Origin of the sequence: Aequorivita xiaoshiensis (assembly GCF_022008395.1) — a bacterium.
Taxonomy (GTDB): Bacteria; Bacteroidota; Bacteroidia; order Flavobacteriales; family Flavobacteriaceae; genus Aequorivita; species Aequorivita xiaoshiensis.
In genome coordinates this window covers 263,396-281,366 of the sequence record NZ_JAIRBB010000002.1, presented here as the reverse complement: position 1 = coordinate 281,366, position 17,971 = coordinate 263,396, and the positions used below count along the sequence as shown (strand labels likewise).

The following is a 17,971-nucleotide window of genomic DNA, read 5'->3' as shown; positions in this document are numbered from 1 at the left end:
AATCAAGCAGATGACAATGAAAAAAAATTAAAAAAACTTGTCCTACACCTTAGAGCATACAATCATTACTCTTTTACCTTCCAAATTGGTTGTGAAAAATAGGTAAATATTCCCTCCATCAGAGAGTTTCCATTTCTTACGAAGTGTTGCAACTGATTCTGGGAAGTTTCTGGTCGTGATATTTGCTTTCTTGAACGCTAAAGCCGATTTAATTTCCTTTTTATTATAAGGAACAACCTTTTCAATTTTAAACCTTCTTCCAGGAAAATCAATTAAATGATCACTGGTGTATAAATGGGTGTTGACTTCAATTTTATTTAAGTTGAGCTTTTTTGATATCAAATCAAATGCACCACTTTTTAAAATTGCTGCATTAGGTTCGTATAAATATTCTTGAGGCAAACTGTATTTTGCTTTTACAGTTTCATTCCAATTAAAATTAAATTCTTCAAGCTCGGTTTTCGTGAAATTTATAGTTTTAATTTTTAACTCAGAAGCTTTTCCTTTTTCTAGAAGCCATAAAAGCTCTTTTACATCATTATCAACTGCAACTATATGTATTTCTGAAACGTCTTTTAATTCGCTTAAACCAACTGTTAAATCAAGCATAGGGGAGGTCTTAAGAAGAAAAACTTTACAGTTGCTTAAAATTTCATCAATATTGTCGGGAATGTTAGGCTGACAATCTTTTAAAAAGAAAACTTTTCCTTTACTATCGTGACGACGTGAAGGATCGGCATAAATTACCGGGTACTTCTTATTCAATACTTCGTTTAATCCATCTTCGTTGAAGCACTTTATATTTCTACCTAAAACTTGAAAATTATGACGCACTATTTCCGAAAGAGATTCATTTAACTCAAAGTAATGAACTTCATCAAATTTTTTAGAAAAATAATAACTATCCACACCAAATCCGCCAGTAATGTCCGCGATTAATTCTCCTTTCACTAAAGAAGCTTTATACTCTGAAGTAATTTCTGAGGACGTTTGCTCCAGATTTAATTTTGGAGGATATAAAATATTTCGGGTAGAAAACCAAGTGGGTAACTTCTTTTCTATTCTACTTCGACTTTCAATTTGTTGGAGCAACTCTCGAATACTAACTGCTTCAAATGGACTTCCGCTGAAAGCCAGCTTAGAAGTCTCCCCTTCAAAATTTCTTATAAAATCTTGAACTTCGGTATTTAAAATTGACTTATTAAACAATTAGTATAGATTTCTTGTTAGGCGTTTTACAACTTTATACTCAGAAAGAAATTCTTTCGCTATAACTTTTATTGCAGTGTAAGTAGGTACTGCAAGTATCATCCCTGGTATTCCAAAAATAAACCCAGCCATAATAATAGAAATAAAGATTTCTAAAGGATGCGATCGTACGCTATGACCAAAAATTACAGGTTGTGATATAAAATTGTCAAATATTTGCGCAATGGAATACCCAACCGTAACAATGACTAATAAGGGTAATAATTCTGACGAAAAATCTGCTGCTAAATTATTTGAAACTATCACAAGTAACATTAACCCCCAACCAATTAATGGACCTAGGTACGGAATAATATTTAAGAAAGCACAAATTAGAGCAACAGCTATAGCGTCGTTTATATCTATATACAATAAAAGTACGGAGTAGAATAGTGCTAGGATTAAAATTTGAAATACAATTCCAATAAAATACCTAGATAACAGCTCTTTAATTTTAATCAATATCCTCTTGAATCTTGCTTCATTCTTATTTTTTGCAAAAGACAATACAGATCGTGCAATCAATCCCTCGTCCTTAAGTAGAAAAAATAGAATAAATAATACTGAAAATAATCCTATTACAGTGGAACCAATATTTCCAAAGAGTATATCTACGAAGCTCGGTATAATATCCACATCCAAATTTTTTGCATACGATGTCCTTTTAACGGCTTCAACTAGTTGAAAGTGATCTACTCCTAAGTAGTCACTTGCCTGAATATTAAGTTCGTTTAAATCGCGTTTAACTTCATCAAAATTTATTTGTGAAATATGCTTTCCTTGTTCAATTATAATAGGGATAAAAATACTTAATACAAGGCTGAATACTCCAATTATTAGTAATAGGGTAGTTATTGAAGCTAATGTGTTGGTGAATTTTAGTTTGTCTTTCAAGAAAACTACAACCGGCCGGCCAATTAGTGAAAGCACAATTGCTAACCCGATATATAAGATAAGCGCCTGAATTTCGTGTAAAATCCAAAACAAAATACAGATTCCAACCAATACGGCTAGTGCTCTTAAAATACCTAGTGTTATTGCTCTTGCAGTGACTTTCACACGGTAAATATACTATAAAACAAATTGTGAAAAACTAAATGTTTGTTAAGTATTTAAGATGAAAATTGATAGATTGATTGTAAGATTATTATTTAAATATAGGTCTATTATGAAGTACAATATATCAATTTTCAAAAACGTATTTAATAATGTTTGCACCCATTTGCAATGCTTTCAATCTTATTTCTTGAGGATCATTATGCACTTCAGGATTTTCCCAACCATTCCCTAAATCTGTTTCATAGGTATAGAGTAGCAAAAGTCTGTCTCCTTCAAATATTCCGAAAGCTTGAGGTCTTAAACCATCGTGTTCGTGAATTTTAGGCATTCCATTTGGGAATTTAAAATGGTAATTAAATAAAGGATGGTTAGCAGGTAATTCTTTTAATTCTTTGTTAGGAAATAACTTAACAATCTCTTTTCGCAAATAAGTATCCATTCCATAATTGTCGTCTATATGTAAGAAACCACCACTAAACAAGTAATTTCTTAGATTCTCAGCTTCCTCTGCAGAGAAGAAAACATTACCATGGCCTGTCATATGCACGAAAGGATAATCAAAGATATCAATACTAGCTGGAGTAACGGTTTTAGTCTTTTCGTTAATAGTTGTATTTATATTTTCATTGCAAAACTTTACCAAATTAGGTAATGATGTGGGATTTGCATACCAATCACCACCACCTCCATATTCCAAGACTGCAATTTCTTGAGCTTGTAAAGTTGTAGTGTAAATACATAAAAAAAAAGATAAAATTATTAATCGCATAGCCCTCAAAAATATAAATAAGTAATCAATACTGTCACGCAATTACATTATGTTGCATTATAATGTAAGTTATAGTAACAAAAATTGACAAAACAATAAAAATAAAAGAAAAGTATGTTATGTGTAACTATATTTAATATTCTAATTCCCACAATTTTAATAAAACAAGTCTAACTTTTACCTAACAGATTTACTCTTTCATTTTTATAAAGCGCTTTTTACTTTATAATGGTTGGTTCTCCGACTATTTGTTAAAGTAAAAAATAAGAATTTATTAAAATGTAAATCTGTTAGGTTTTTTCATTCATTTATAAACGCTACACTATGACAAGCCACTATTGCCGCAGTTTCTGTACGTAGTCTGCTTTCGCCTAATGCAACGGGAATATATCCTGCAATTTTAGCCATTTCTATTTCCTCATGAGAAAAATCACCTTCGGGACCAATTAATATAGAAGTATTTTTATTAGGCAGTAATACAGATTTTAACGGTTTTTTATTTGTGGTACCATCTTCACAATGCGCTATACATTTTAATTCATCTGAAATGGTTTTAGAATCTATAAAATCCTTAAATGTAATAGCTTCATTTAAAATAGGTAAATAAGCTTTTAAAGATTGCTTCATGGCACTTTGTAATATCTTCTCATAGCGTTCTGGTTTAATAACCTTACGTTCACTATGATGACAAATAACTGGGGTTATTTCAGTTACTCCAATTTCTGTAGCCTTTTCTAAAAACCATTCGTAACGATCGTTAAGCTTAGTAGGTGCTACAATTAAATGAAGTTGGTAGGGTAGTGGTGGTTGCATTTCTTCCGAAAGTATTTTAACCGAACAATCTTTAGGATTTGCGTTAATAATTTCAGCATCAAAGAAAACACCTTTTCCATTGGTTATTTTAAAAATATCACCTTCCTTCATGCGTAAAACCTTGACGATATGACGACTTTCCTCTTTATTGAAAGAAATATCTTTATCAGAACTAGAGATGGTTGGATTGTAGAATAATTGCATTTAAAAGGTATTTAATTTTACTTACATTTTTAACTAAAAACTTAAAGCAATGTCGTTTTGGAAATAATTTTAAAATTTCATTCGTGCTGAAGCTATCACATTATTTTCAGCATAAATTTGATTTTTGTATTTTAATTCTCCAACTATAGCAATCATAGCAGCATTATCAGTACAGAATTCAAATTTTGGAATGTGCGTTTTCCAACCGTATTTAGATTCGGCTTCTTTTAAAGCAGTTCTAATCCCGCTATTTGCAGAAACACCCCCACCAATTGCAATTTCCTTAATCCCCGTCGTCTTAACCGCATTCTTAAGTTTATCCATTAAATAATCAACTATAGTAAATTGTAAACTAGCACAAATATCTTCTATGTTCTCAGAAATAAAACTGGGATTTTTAGCAACCTCCCTTTCCACAAAATAAAGTACCGATGTTTTTAAGCCACTAAAGCTAAAGTCCATTAATCCTACTTTTGGCTTTGGAAACTTAAAGGCTTTTGGGTTTCCGACCTGTGCATACTTGTCTATTAAAGGACCACCAGGATAGGGTAGTCCGAGTATTTTAGCACTTTTATCGAAAGCTTCACCAACAGCGTCATCTATAGTTTGGCCAATTACTTCCATTTCAAAATAATTGGTAACCTTTACGATTTGGGTATGACCACCACTAATAGTCATTGCTAAAAATGGAAAATTTGGTGCCGATTGTCCTTCAGCTTTAATAAAATGAGCCAGTATATGTGCTTGCATATGGTTAACATCTATCAAAGGAATACCTAATCCTAATGCCAAAGATTTTGAAAATGAGGTACCTACAAGCAATGACCCCATAAGTCCTGGTCCACGAGTAAAAGCAATGGCAGATAACTGATTTTTGTCGATATTTGCTTTGCGTAAAGCTTCGTGAACTACGGGAACAATATTTTGCTGATGTGCACGCGAAGCAAGTTCAGGAACAACACCACCGTATTGTTCGTGAATAGCTTGTGTAGCAACAACATTACTGAGTATTTTTCCGTTGTTGATTACCGCAGCAGCAGTATCATCACAAGAGGATTCGATTCCTAAGATGTAACATTCTTTTTCTGTCAAAGCAAAAGGGTATATTTATTGGTTGTAAAATTAAAACTTTAAAAGCGTATCAAAAAACTTAGGAAAATAATAGTTCGTGCCTTTGTAATCATTGCATTACTAATTGTACTTGTTATTATTATTTTTTCTATTCCATCGGTTCAAACTTATACTGCTAAAAAAGTTACTACTTCACTAAACGAAACTTACGGTACAGATATTACTATTAATCGACTCGGTCTTAACTGGAAAGGAGAAGTTGATATTAGAGATGTATATATTGCTGATCACCATAAAGATACATTAATTTACAGCAAGGAACTTCAAACAAATGTTATTAGTTTCAGCAACTTAATCAAGGGAAAACTTGGTTTTGGTGATATTGTATTAGACCGTGCAAAGCTATATGTTAAAACATACAAAGGTGAGGACAAGGATAACCTATCTATATTTTCAAAAAAATTTAATACAGGAAAAGAACCTAAATCACCTTTTGAGCTATTTAGTAATGATGTAAGGTTAAAAAACAGTAGTATAAAAATAACCAACCAAAACCTCGAAAATCCTGAAGTGTTTGTTCTTACGGACGTAAATCTTCTCGCCAATAACTTTAATATCCACGATGTTGATGTTACAGCAAATATTAAAGAGCTTTCGCTAGTTGCAGAAAGGGGGATTACAATTGTGGATATGCAAGCAGATTTTTCCTATACCGAAACTAATATCACCTTAAAAAACCTCACGTTAGAAACTTCAGAATCACTTCTAATTGGCGATGTCGATTTGGATTATTCTAAGAATGGAATGGCAGACTTTGTCAATGATGTTGTAATTACTGCCAATCTTAAAGATTCAAAATTATCTACCAATGACATAAATGGTTTCTATAATGAATTTGGCCCTAATCAAATGGCTCTACTTGACGTTGATTTAACCGGAACTTTAAATGACTTTAGTGCGGATAACCTTAAATTTCAAACAAGCAACACTGATATACGCGGAGATTATAAGTTTAAAAATATTTTAGATCCGGAAGGGGATTACGTGATAATAGCTGACAATCATAATATTTCGACAAACTATTATGATTTAAGACGGTTTATGCCGAATGTATTAGGAAATGTAATTCCTGTTGAGCTGAAGCCTGCAGGTAATTTTATTTTAGTTGGAAACACTTCAATAGTAGGGGATGAACTCAATACTATTAGTAATCTACAAAGTGCTATTGGCAGTGCTAAGCTTAATTTAAAAATTGGAAATATCACTTATATAGAAAATGCTTATTACAAAGGAAATGTTGTTTTTAAAGAGTTTAACCTAGGTAAGATTGCAAAAACTACTTCCTTAGGAAAAATGACAGGAAATCTAGATTTTGATGGGCGAGGGTTTAATGAAAAAACTGTAAATACCGAGATATCTGGTAAAATTTCATCATTTTCTTTTGAAGATTATAACTATCAGAATATTGATGTTTCAGGAAATTTTAAAAATCCGCTATTTAATGGTGAATTAACCATAGACGACCCAAACCTTAAATTAGACTTTAAAGGATTGATAGACGCATCAAAAGAAACAAATCATCTTGACTTTGAGGCTAATATTGAATATGCCGAATTAAATAAACTTAACTTAGTAAAGCGTGATAGTATTTCTGTATTTACTGGTAATGTAGTTGTAAATATGGATGGTAGAACGATAGATGATGTTGTAGGTACTATCAATTTCAGTCAAACTTTTTACCAAAATGAACGGGACTATTTTTATTTTGATGATTTTACTATAGCATCAACCTTTAATGGTCCTGTTAGAACTATTGAAATTAATTCACCGGATATATTAAACGGAGAAATTTCAGGTGAATTTTTGATAGCAGATATTCCAAATCTTTTTCAAAATGGTATCGCTAGTATATACGCCAATTACATACCGCAAGAGGTTACAACCAATCAGTACATCGACTATGAATTTGTGGTTCACAATAAGATTGTAGATATTTTTGTTCCTCAATTAAAATTAGGTGATAATACTCGAATGAAAGGTTCAGTTTACTCCGACGAATCAAAATTTAAACTCGATTTTCGTTCTCCCGAACTTATATTGTTCAATAATTATATAAGTAAACTAAACATTCAAATAGACAACGATAATCCTCTATATAACACGTATATAGAATCTGATTCTATTTATACAGGTTTTTATAATATTAAGCCATTTAATGTAATTAATAAAACAATGAACGACACTATGTATGTGCGTTCAGAATTTAAAGGGGGCCCAAAGAAGGAGGACCGTTTTAACCTGTCATTATACCACACAATTAATCCCGCCGGAAAATCGGTTATAGGAGTTAAAAAATCTGACATTACCTATAAAAATAAGGTTTGGTATATAAACGAAAACAACAATAGACTAAACAAAGTTGTATTTGATGATAACTTTAATGAAATGCGAATTGACTCCTTAGTATTAAACCATAATAATGAGGTGATCCAATTAGCGGGTGTTTTACGAGATTCTACTTATAAAGACATTAAAGTTCGTTTCAATGATGTAAATATTGGCAATATCACACCAGAAATTGACAGTTTGCAACTTCAAGGAAATATGAATGGACGTTTCGATTTCCTTCAAAAAGATGGAGCTTATTACCCTAATAGTTCGGTAACTATAGATAATGTTATTATAAATGAAATTCCTTTCGGAGATTTAAATCTGAATATTGACGGAAATAAAGACTTAACTAAATACAACATAAACACTTCGCTAACCAATGATAATATAAAATCTATTAGCGCTATAGGTGAAATTGACGTTGCAACTAAATATCCACAAATTCGAATGGATGTGGATTTAAATCAGTTTAATATGCAGGCGTTTAGCCCATTTGGTGGGGATGTATTAACCGATATTAGAGGTTTTATCACTGGTAGTGCTAAGGTTTCTGGAAATTACAAATCTCCTGATATTAATGGTCGCTTTATTTTAGAAAAAAGTGGCTTAAAAGTTCCCGAACTAAATACTGATTTCGACATAGAAGACGATGCTGAAATATTAGTCACAAAAGGAAAACTAGAAATGTCTCGTTCTAAATTTAAAGACACAAAATATGGAACAGAGGGGATAATGTATGGTAATGCAAAACACAACAATTTTGGAGCGTGGGAACTAGATTTACATTTTGAAGCACCAGATAGGTTGTTAGTATTAGATACGCCACCAGATGAAGACGCTCTTTACTATGGTACAGCATTTATACGTGGTAGAGCAGATATTACAGGACCTATAGACGAATTAGTTATTGATGTTGCAGCTACTACTGAAAAAGGTACTACCTTTAAAATACCTATTAGTGAGACAGAATCTATAAGCGACGACTCGTTTGTGTATTTTCTTTCACCTAAAGAAAAACAAGCCAGAATTGAAGGTGAAACCGTTGTTACGGAATCTATTAAAGGCCTTTCTTTAAATTTCGATCTCGATATTAACAATAATGCAGAAGTTGAAGTTGTTGTTGATAAAGTAAACAATTCTACATTAAAAGGTCGAGGTGCGGGAATTCTACTTATTGAAATAAATACAAATGGGAAATTCCAGATGTACGGAGATTTTCAAGTATATAAAGGAGAATACGATTTTAGATACGGGGGAATTATACAAAAAAACATTAGTGTTGTTCCTGGTGGTAATATTACCTGGAATGGAGCTCCCGAAAAAGCAAACCTGAATCTAAGCGCTGTATATAGAACAGCCGCAAATCCATCTGTATTGCTTGATAACCCAGCTATAAATACAAAAATTCCTGTAGAAGTTTATGTTGATTTATTGGGTCAACTAGCACATCCTGAACTTAAGTTTAATATCGATTTCCCTAGAGTAAGTTCTACGCTTAAAAGTGAGTTGCAATACAAACTTCAAAATGAGGAACAAAAGCAACAGCAGGCATTATTTTTACTCGCTTCGGGTTCATTTGTAAGTGATAATTATGCAGGCACCAATGCTTTTGCAGGGACAGTCGCAGATAGAGTTTCTGGATTGGTAAATGACCTATTTGCAGATGAGGACGGCAAGTTTCGTGTAGGTTTAGATTATTCTGTTGGAACAAGAACTCCAGACCAAGAAACAGCCGACCGTATTGGCCTTACACTTTCTACAGAGATTAGCGAACGCGTTTTAATAAACGGTAAAGTAGGAGTACCAGTAGGGGGAGCTAATGAAAGTGCTGTAGCGGGAGATATTGAAGTTCAATGGTTGATAAATGAAGATGGAAGTTTGAGAATGAAATTCTTTAACCGACAGGCAGATCTTCAATTTATTGGTGAAGATCAAATATTCGAGCAGGGTACAGGGATCTCTTATTCAGTAGACTTCAATACCTTTAGAGAACTTTATCAAAAGTTATTCAATAAGAAAATGCAATTAGAGTCTGAGGTTAAAAATGAAGAAGACGAAAAAGAAGATAATAACTCAGAAACTATAAAACCTCAAGCTACAAAGGTGGAGGAGGAAGATTAGAGTAACCAATTATTAAAATTAGCTACTCTAATATTTTTAAATCGATTTAAATTCAATCACTGCTTATTTCGAAGCAATCACAGAAATTTCAACATTTACAAATTTAGGTAAGTTTGCTACCTCTACTGTTTCGCGAGCTGGTGCTGTTTCCTCATTAAAATAAGTGCCATATACTTCGTTTATAGCTGCAAAGTTATGCATATCACTTATAAAAATTGATGACTTAATAACATCTTCAAAAGTCATTCCTGCTTCAGTAAGAATAGCTTTCAAATTTTCCATTACTAGTTTAGTTTCAGACTGTATATCTTCTGTCTCTAACTCTCCTGTTTTAGGGTTAATTGCTATCTGTCCCGAAGTATAAAGCATATTTCCACTAAGAATAGCTTGATTATATGGGCCGATAGGGGCAGGTGCATTTGAAGTTTTTATTATTTTTTTCATAACTAAAATTTAAGGCGACTTAAGCTTTGTATCACAAAAAGACGCTTGTATATAATTAATTTATAATTGTGTCAGCTTTTAAAACCCTCATATAAGGCTATAATCGCTTATCGCTTTCTCTACGCTTGTCGTATTTAATATCGCTAAGCATTGACGATTTAATTCCTATAAAGAAATACCAAGCCGTGTTGATACTTCCAATTGGTGTCCAATTAAAACTCATTTGCCAACTTTCCAAATCACGTTGGAATCGAAACTGTGTTAAGGTTACACCTTTATTTTTAAAATCGTAACCAGAAGAAACTCCAACTGTCCAACGCGGGGCGAGTTCTAAATTGGTGCTCATCATAAACGACTGGCTCGAAATTTCATTTTGCCTTCGTGCATTGCCGTAAGTAATTGTATAAGCAAAACGCATATCCCAAGGAATCTTATAGTTATACCAATCTACATTTGTTTTATCGGTGTCATCATCTTCATTGTCGTATATTCTTCCATCATAGATATTTGCCGCATCTCCAAAAAGATCATCAGGACGCCCACCATTCCTAAAGGTTTCATTCTCGATTTTGTCTGTATCTCTAGTTTTCGACTGAAAATCTCTGCTAGAAAACGAATAATTAATACTGATGTTAGCATTCGTAAGCCTAAATAAACTTCCGCCGTTTTCAATATTAAAGACATCTATTTTATTGTTGTTATTGTCTAAAGCATATGGATCTAAGGTTCCGCTGAAGTTTAAATCTAACTTAGGAATAATTGGAATGTTTCCGGAAAACTGCACCGGACTCCATTGAAGTGAATCTCCTGCAAGGTTGTAAGCTGTTGAAAAATTCAGGTTGTTTAGTAATATCACTTTTTTAGGCTCAATAGAAGTAGTGTCGCGGTTTCGTACTTTAGCTTCAAAATTATTGCTTAATGACATTCCTATACTACTAGAATACACTTTGCTAGGAGGACCGTATAATGTGTTTTCAAAACGTGAATATCGATGAATTTGCCCTGCAGCTTCTTCTGCTGTTTCAGGTATAATAAACTCATCGTAATACCTGTCGAAAGCAGGATTTATATTGTAACTTAGAGATGGACGAATAACGTGTCGAACAGCTTGAATTTTCTTGTTGTTTCCAAAATTGAAAAGTCCGTATAAGGTAGTACCTAAACTTGTCGAGAAGTTGTAAGTTCTATAGCTTTCAAAGCCAGAAACAGTGTCTTTAACTATTCCTCCACGACCATCAAATGCATTTTGATCATAGCGTTGGCGAGTACTCTTCATAACCCAAGTTTCACGGAAATTTGTACCAGCAGATGCACTTAAATATTTAAAAATTTTAAAATTAGTAGTGATAGGGATGCTGTGTTGCGCTCCTATCTGTGCACTATTAAACATTTCAGGTTTAAAGAAAAGTGAATCTACGGTTTGAATTCTATTTTCGGCAGTTAGGTCGTATTGAAAGTTTATATTCTGAATAATTCCTTTTTTAGTTCCGTTTTTAGGTGCAAAAGGATAAATTCTAGAAACACTTGCATTTAAATTAGGCAACGACATTGAAATCTGATTAGTATTGGTGTTTTGAGAGTGAGTAGCTGCTAATGTCACGTTCACCTGTGGATCTCCCTCAAATGTTTTTGCATACGAAATAGAAGAGCTTAATGTATTTACTAAAGCACTTGCATTATTAGTTTGGTTGATAGACTGAGTAAAATATTTACTACTTCCTAAGTTTACAGAAGCTGAAAATCGCGAACTAGGATTGCTTTTAGGATCCTGAGTGTGTGTCCATCGGATGTTATATATACTGCTTTGTTGAAAATTTGGAAAGCCGCGTTCTTCTTGAACCAGATTTTCGTAACGTGCACTTAAATTACCTCGGTACTTATACTTAACAACGTACGAAGACTCACCACGCAAGGCATAGCTTCCGTTAGTATAATAATCACCAGTAATTGTAAAATCTAAATAATCGTTGATTGCAAAATAATACCCTCCATTTTGTAAGAAGAATCCACGACTGTTGTTTTCTCCAAAAGAGGGAAGAATAAACCCTGAAGTACGATCTTCGGATAACGGAAAATACGCAAATGGAAGACCAACAGGAGTTGGTACATCGGCAATGTACATATTGGTTAATCCTGTTACAATCTTTTTCTTAGGCACAAACTTAGCCTTTCGCGTATAAAAGTAATATTCGGGATCTTCGATGTTTTTTGATGTAGTAAACTTAACATTTCGAAGATAAACCACTGAGTCGTTTACTTTCTTAGTTACTTCTGCGATTACTCTAAAACCACTTTGTTCTGTACGGCTATTATAAACTAGAGCTTTTTCAGAATTAAAATTATATCTAATGCTATCAGGTTCTACTTTATTCGGGCCTTGAACAAATACAGGTCGCTGACTGTAAACTCCAGCGCTATCTATTCCTTTAGCATAAACTTCATTTTTATTGTAATCTAGAATAATTAAACCTGCATCTATACGCATATCTTCATATTTGATGTAAGCGTTGTTGAACATATAGATTTTATTCTCCTTTCTATTTAAAAATACATAATCTTCCCCGAAATAGTCAACTATATCTGTTAGCGTCTCATTGGGCGGTTTTATAGTATCGGTCTTTACGGTGTCCTGAGCTTGTTCATTTATTTGTTCAACTACAGGTTTTAAGTTTACTGGGAGGGTATCTTGAATATTGGAATTAGGAAGTTTAGCACTTTTATTAGACGGTATGTCTTGTGCATGCAATATAGAACTGCTAAAAAGCAGAAATGTTAAGAAAATTGTTAAGTATTGACTATTGGTCTGCAATGCGCTGATGCTATTATTTTGTAATTTTGGCTCAGTATTTGAAACGGTCAAAAATAAACATATTTTTTGGGGTAGGTTTTTTTAAATGAAAATTTTCGGAAAAAGAACATGCAACCAAAATTTAATAGGGTTTAATATAATGATTCATAATATTATCGTTATAATGTAAACGATAAATTTTAATGTGAAAAATTTGAAATTTCATCGTAAAACAAACCGTTTTAGACGTAATTAACAATATCAATTTTTATAAAAATATGATAACGAAACTAATTTCTTCTTTCGTATTAATAATAAGCTTTTCATTTTCCAATTTTACAGCTTCTGCCGCAGAAAACCCTATCAAACCTTTTGTAGTAGTATTGGATGCTGGACACGGAGGTCACGATCACGGAAACAAAGGAAAACCGGGTAGTGGGTATAAAGAATCTGATATTTCATTGAATATAGTTTTAAAAGTGGGTTCTGAATTGGAAAAACTACCTAATGTACGCGTAATTTACACTCGTAAAACAGATGTTTTTGTAGAATTACGTGAACGTGCTGCAATTGCCAATCGAGCAGATGCCGATCTTTTTGTTTCGGTACATTGTAATGCACACCATTCTAATGCATACGGTGCAGAAACTTTCGTTTTAGGCTTGCATAAAAGTCAAGCAAACTTTGAGGTTGCTAAAAAAGAAAATGAAGTTATTTATCTTGAGGAAAACTATGAAGAGAAGTATGGTGGTTTCGACCCTAATGCACCTGAATCCCTTATAGGAATGGTTTTAATGCAAGAGGAGTATCTAGATCAAAGTATTCTATTAGCCAGTTTGGTGCAAAATAATATTATTAACAATCTAAAGCGTAAAGATAGAAGTGTAAAGCAGGCTGGATTCTGGGTGCTACACAATACTTATATGCCTAGTGTGCTTATTGAAACTGGATTTTTAACTAATAAGGTTGAAGGTGCCTATTTAAATTCAGCTAAGGGTCAAACTGAAATGGCTAGAGAAATTGGTAATGCTATTAAAAGTTATATAAATAGTCTTTCGATTTCCGATGATAAAATAAAACATCCCGAGGTAAAGGAGTTAGAAGTAGAAAAAGCCATAGAAACTACTAAAGAAGACATACATGAAGGTATTACCTTTAAAGTACAATTGGCGGCTACTAGTAAAAAATTAAATCCAAGACCTAATAATTTCAAAGGTTTAAAAGATGTTGAACGCGATAAAGAAGGTGGATTATTTAAATTTTATTACGGAAATACTTCAGACTACAATAAGATTCAGGTAATGAAAACCTTTGCTCAACAAAAAGGATTTCCCTCTGCATATATTGTAGCTTTTAAAAAAGGTAAAAAGGTTAATGTTTCAGAAGTGTTAAAATCCAAAGCAAATTAGTGTGCTTTCTTTATATTTATCGCTTAAATTTGTTGCTAACGAAAAACATCACACTTGAAACTATCCAAAGAAGTAAAAACCGGAATTCTTGCCATAGGCGCTATATTGCTATTGATATTTGGATATAGCTTTTTAAAAGGTACCAACTTACTAGAAAAACATCGTGAATTCTATGTAAAATACGATAACGTTGAAGGTCTTGCACAATCAGCTCCTGTTACCATTAATGGTCTTACAGTAGGTAAAGTTCAAAATATTACTTTCGCTAACTCCAAAGGCGGTTTAGTAGTGAAATTTACAGTTGAAAAAGACTTCGACTTTTCTAAAAACAGTATTGTTAGAATTTATAGCTCAGGATTAATAGGAGGGAAGAACCTAGGAATTTTTCCAAAGTATGATCAGTACGTTGCCAAAAGTGGTGACACGTTAAAAGGTGACGTGGAAGATGGAATGCTTACCGCTGTTACCAAGGCCTTAGGTCCATTAGAAAAAAAAGTTAACAATACACTAGCCACTGTAGATACACTATTATTAAATGTTAATGCAATTGTTGACGAAAACACACGTAATAATCTACAAGAAGCTATTGTAAATCTTAATACAACCCTAAACTCTTTTGCGGGTGTATCAGAAAAACTAAATAGAATCCTTGGAAACAATACCGGGAAATTAGATAATACTTTCACCAATCTTGATAGAACTGCCAATAACCTTTCACAACTAACAGACTCACTATCTCAATTAGAAACAGGTAAGTTAGTGACAGATTTGCAAGATATGGTTGATAGAATGGATAAAATTGTTGCTGGCATTGACAATGGAGAAGGATCTGTAGGAAAATTATTAAAAGACGACAAGTTATACGAGAATTTAGAAGGTGCTTCGAGACAACTTGAGCAACTTCTTCAAGATGTAAAACTAAATCCTAAACGATACGTACACATTTCTATTTTCGGAAGAAAAAATAAAGAATACGAGCAACCAGACAACCCAGACAAATAATCATGCAATACATTCCAAACATTCTCTTTATCATTGCCCTAGTGGCGGGTATAGGTTATTTTACCCTTAACATTCGAAAAGTAATTCGCAATATTAAGTTAGGTCAGAAAGTGGACGCTTCTGATCATACAAGTGAAAGATGGGCAAATGTATTTCGCATTGCACTTGGACAGTCTAAGATGACAGTTAGACCAATTTCTGGTTTCCTTCATATTATTGTTTATGTTGGATTCATAATTATCAATATTGAAGTTCTAGAAATAATTATCGATGGAATTTTTGGTACCCATCGAATTTTCTCGTCTTTAGGTAGTTTTTACGGATTTTTAATTGGCTCTTTTGAAATATTAGCGCTATTAGTTTTGGTTTCTGTTATAGTATTTTGGATACGAAGAAATATTATTAAAATCCGCAGATTTTGGAAATCGGAAATGAAAGGATGGCCTAAGAGTGATGGAAATATTATTCTTTACTTTGAAATGGTATTGATGATTTTATTTCTTGTAATGAATGCAACAGATGTTTCATTTCAAGAAATGAATAACGGAAATGTAGTTTCTAAATACGTAGCTTCTATGTTTAGTGGCACTCCAGAAGGTACGCTTCATATTATAGAGCGCGCCGCTTGGTGGTTACACATATTAGGAATTTTAGCTTTCTTAAATTACTTATACTTTTCTAAGCACCTTCATATAATGCTTGCTTTTCCTAATGTTTATTTTGGAAAAGTGGTCCCTAAAGGTAAATTTAAAAACCTTGAATCTGTCACCAATGAAGTGAAAATGATGATGGATCCTAATATCGATCCATTTGCAGCACCAGCTGAAGGTGCTACAGAAGCACCATCAAAATTTGGAGCTAGTGATGTAATGGATTTAAGTAGAATTCAACTCCTGAACGCATATACGTGTACCGAATGTGGTAGATGTACAGATGAATGTCCAGCAAATAATACCGGTAAAAAATTATCACCTCGTAAAATTATGATGGATACTCGCGACCGATTGGAGGAAGTGGGTAAAAATATAGATAAGAATGGTGAATTTAAAGATGACGGTAAACAATTATTAGACGATTATATAACGCGTGAAGAATTATGGGCCTGTACAACATGTAACGCTTGTGTTGAAGCTTGCCCAGTAAGTATCGACCCGTTAAGTATCATAATGGAAATGCGTCAATATCTTGTAATGGAGCAATCGGCTGCACCTGCTGAATTGAATGTGGCAATGACGAACATCGAAAACAATGGAGCCCCTTGGCCTTACAACCAAATGGACAGACTTAATTGGAAAGATGAGAAGTAAATAAAAGTTAGGATGAAGAAAGGAGAAGTAGGTAAAATGTTGAGTGAGAAGATTGAAAAGGGTGAACACGTGAGCCCAATTCTTCCAAAAGGTGTAAAAAACTACCTAATTGACATTGATGGAACCATTACAGACGATATCCCAAACGAGGAACCTGAACGAATGGCCACCTGTAAACCTTTTCCCGACGCATTAAAAACTTTAAATAAATGGTATGATGAAGGTCATATTATTTGCTTTTTCACATCCCGTACAGAAGCTCATCGTGAAATAACTGAAATTTGGCTAAAAAAACACGGTTTTAAATATCACAGTATGTTAATGGGTAAACCACGTGGTGGCAATTACCATTGGGTGGATAACCATCTAGTAAAGGCTACTCGTTACAAAGGGAAATTTACAGACTTGGTTGAAAAGGAAGTTACGATTGAAGTTTTTGAAGACTAAAAATAGTTAGAGAAATAATTAAATGCTGTTATATACTATATTGAGCATTTAATAATTAATAGTTAAGATTAATATAATGACTGAACAAATAAAAGTGCCTACAATGGCGGAATATGCGGCTCAAGGAAAACAACCAGAAGTTCTTTTTTTTGTAGGTTGTGCCGGAAGCTTTGATGACCGCGCAAAGAAAATTACTAAAGCCTTTGTAAAACTTCTTAACAAAGCTAATATAGATTTTGCTGTTTTAGGAACCGAAGAAGGCTGTAATGGCGACCCTGCAAAAAGAGCAGGAAACGAATTTTTGTTCCAAATGCAGGCTATGACCAATATCGAAGTTTTAAACGGTTATGGTATAAAGAGGATTGTTACTACATGCCCGCATTGTTTTAATACCTTAAAAAATGAATATCCAGAATTAGGTGGTAATTACGAAGTGATGCACCATACTCAATTCTTAAAATCATTGTTGAAAGAGGGAAGATTAAAAGTAGAAGGCGGGAAGTTTAAAGGTAAAAAAATCACTTTCCATGATCCTTGTTATTTAGGACGAGCTAATAATGAGTACGAAGCGCCTAGAGAGCTTCTCGAGAAATTGGAGATGGAATTGGTGGAAATGAAACGAAATAAAAAACGAGGTATGTGTTGTGGTGCTGGTGGAGCTCAAATGTTTAAAGAACCTGAAGCTGGCGACCAAGATGTTAACGTTTTGCGAACCGAACAGGCTTTAGAAACTTCTTCTGAAATAATTGCTACTGGATGTCCGTTTTGTATGGTAATGATGACCGATGGTGTAAAAGCCAAAAATGCTGAAGACAACGTACAAGTTATGGACGTCGCAGAAATGATTGCAAGTGCGGAAGACCTATAAGTTTTCCAAATAAACAATCACCATTAAAAA

At 33.4% G+C, this 17,971-nt stretch carries 13 protein-coding genes; 6 read left to right on the top strand and 7 right to left on the bottom strand.

Annotation, left to right across the window (positions count from 1 at the left end; translation table 11 throughout):
* Window positions 1-42: 42 nt before the first annotated feature.
* From K8344_RS04495 to tsaD, 5 genes are all read right to left on the bottom strand, one after another.
* Window positions 43-1,209 carry a THUMP-like domain-containing protein gene (locus tag K8344_RS04495; RefSeq protein ID WP_237607070.1) on the bottom strand — a complete coding sequence of 389 codons (1,167 nt, stop codon included), beginning with the start codon at window positions 1,207-1,209 and terminating at the stop codon, window positions 43-45.
* Window positions 1,210-2,307 carry an AI-2E family transporter gene (locus K8344_RS04490; RefSeq protein WP_237607069.1) on the bottom strand — a complete coding sequence of 366 codons (1,098 nt, stop codon included), beginning with the start codon at window positions 2,305-2,307 and terminating at the stop codon, window positions 1,210-1,212.
* Window positions 2,308-2,431: 124 nt separating this feature from the next.
* A complete protein-coding gene (locus tag K8344_RS04485) occupies window positions 2,432-3,076 on the bottom strand; it encodes a DUF4159 domain-containing protein (protein ID WP_237607068.1) in 645 nt (214 codons plus the stop codon).
* A gap of 300 nt (window positions 3,077-3,376) precedes the next feature.
* Window positions 3,377-4,093 carry a 16S rRNA (uracil(1498)-N(3))-methyltransferase gene (locus tag K8344_RS04480; protein WP_237607067.1) on the bottom strand — a complete coding sequence of 239 codons (717 nt, stop codon included), beginning with the start codon at window positions 4,091-4,093 and terminating at the stop codon, window positions 3,377-3,379.
* Between the two features lie 69 nt (window positions 4,094-4,162).
* Window positions 4,163-5,185, bottom strand: coding sequence for a tRNA (adenosine(37)-N6)-threonylcarbamoyltransferase complex transferase subunit TsaD (gene tsaD / locus K8344_RS04475; RefSeq protein WP_237607066.1), 1,023 nt, complete (start codon window positions 5,183-5,185; stop codon window positions 4,163-4,165).
* Window positions 5,186-5,734: 549 nt separating this feature from the next.
* On the opposite strand from tsaD, the gene K8344_RS14240 reads away from it, so the two are divergent.
* Window positions 5,735-9,676, top strand: coding sequence for a translocation/assembly module TamB domain-containing protein (locus tag K8344_RS14240; RefSeq protein WP_237607065.1), 3,942 nt, complete (start codon window positions 5,735-5,737; stop codon window positions 9,674-9,676).
* A gap of 63 nt (window positions 9,677-9,739) precedes the next feature.
* Here K8344_RS14240 and K8344_RS04465 read toward each other — a convergent pair whose 3' ends face one another.
* Both K8344_RS04465 and K8344_RS04460 read right to left on the bottom strand, forming a co-directional pair.
* The gene (locus K8344_RS04465; RefSeq protein ID WP_237607064.1) at window positions 9,740-10,120 is read right to left on the bottom strand and encodes a RidA family protein; all 381 of its coding nucleotides are present in this window, start codon (window positions 10,118-10,120) and stop codon (window positions 9,740-9,742) included.
* A gap of 97 nt (window positions 10,121-10,217) precedes the next feature.
* Window positions 10,218-12,980: a putative LPS assembly protein LptD gene (locus K8344_RS04460; RefSeq protein WP_237607063.1), complete on the bottom strand. Its 2,763-nt coding sequence runs from the start codon at window positions 12,978-12,980 to the stop codon at window positions 10,218-10,220.
* 206 nt (window positions 12,981-13,186) lie between these two features.
* Between K8344_RS04460 and K8344_RS04455 the strand changes: the two genes are divergently transcribed.
* From K8344_RS04455 to K8344_RS04435, 5 genes are all read left to right on the top strand, one after another.
* Complete coding sequence (locus tag K8344_RS04455; protein WP_237607062.1) at window positions 13,187-14,317, top strand: N-acetylmuramoyl-L-alanine amidase family protein; 1,131 nt, start codon at window positions 13,187-13,189, stop codon at window positions 14,315-14,317.
* A gap of 54 nt (window positions 14,318-14,371) precedes the next feature.
* A complete protein-coding gene (locus tag K8344_RS04450) occupies window positions 14,372-15,319 on the top strand; it encodes an MlaD family protein (protein WP_237607061.1) in 948 nt (315 codons plus the stop codon).
* Window positions 15,320-15,321: 2 nt separating this feature from the next.
* Window positions 15,322-16,626 carry a 4Fe-4S dicluster domain-containing protein gene (locus K8344_RS04445; protein WP_237607060.1) on the top strand — a complete coding sequence of 435 codons (1,305 nt, stop codon included), beginning with the start codon at window positions 15,322-15,324 and terminating at the stop codon, window positions 16,624-16,626.
* Window positions 16,627-16,638: 12 nt separating this feature from the next.
* Window positions 16,639-17,073 (top strand): LNS2 domain-containing protein, encoded by a 435-nt coding sequence (locus K8344_RS04440; RefSeq protein ID WP_237607059.1) that lies wholly within the window; start codon window positions 16,639-16,641, stop codon window positions 17,071-17,073.
* Window positions 17,074-17,149: 76 nt separating this feature from the next.
* A complete protein-coding gene (locus tag K8344_RS04435) occupies window positions 17,150-17,941 on the top strand; it encodes a (Fe-S)-binding protein (RefSeq protein ID WP_237607058.1) in 792 nt (263 codons plus the stop codon).
* The last annotated feature ends 30 nt before the right edge of the window (window positions 17,942-17,971 follow it).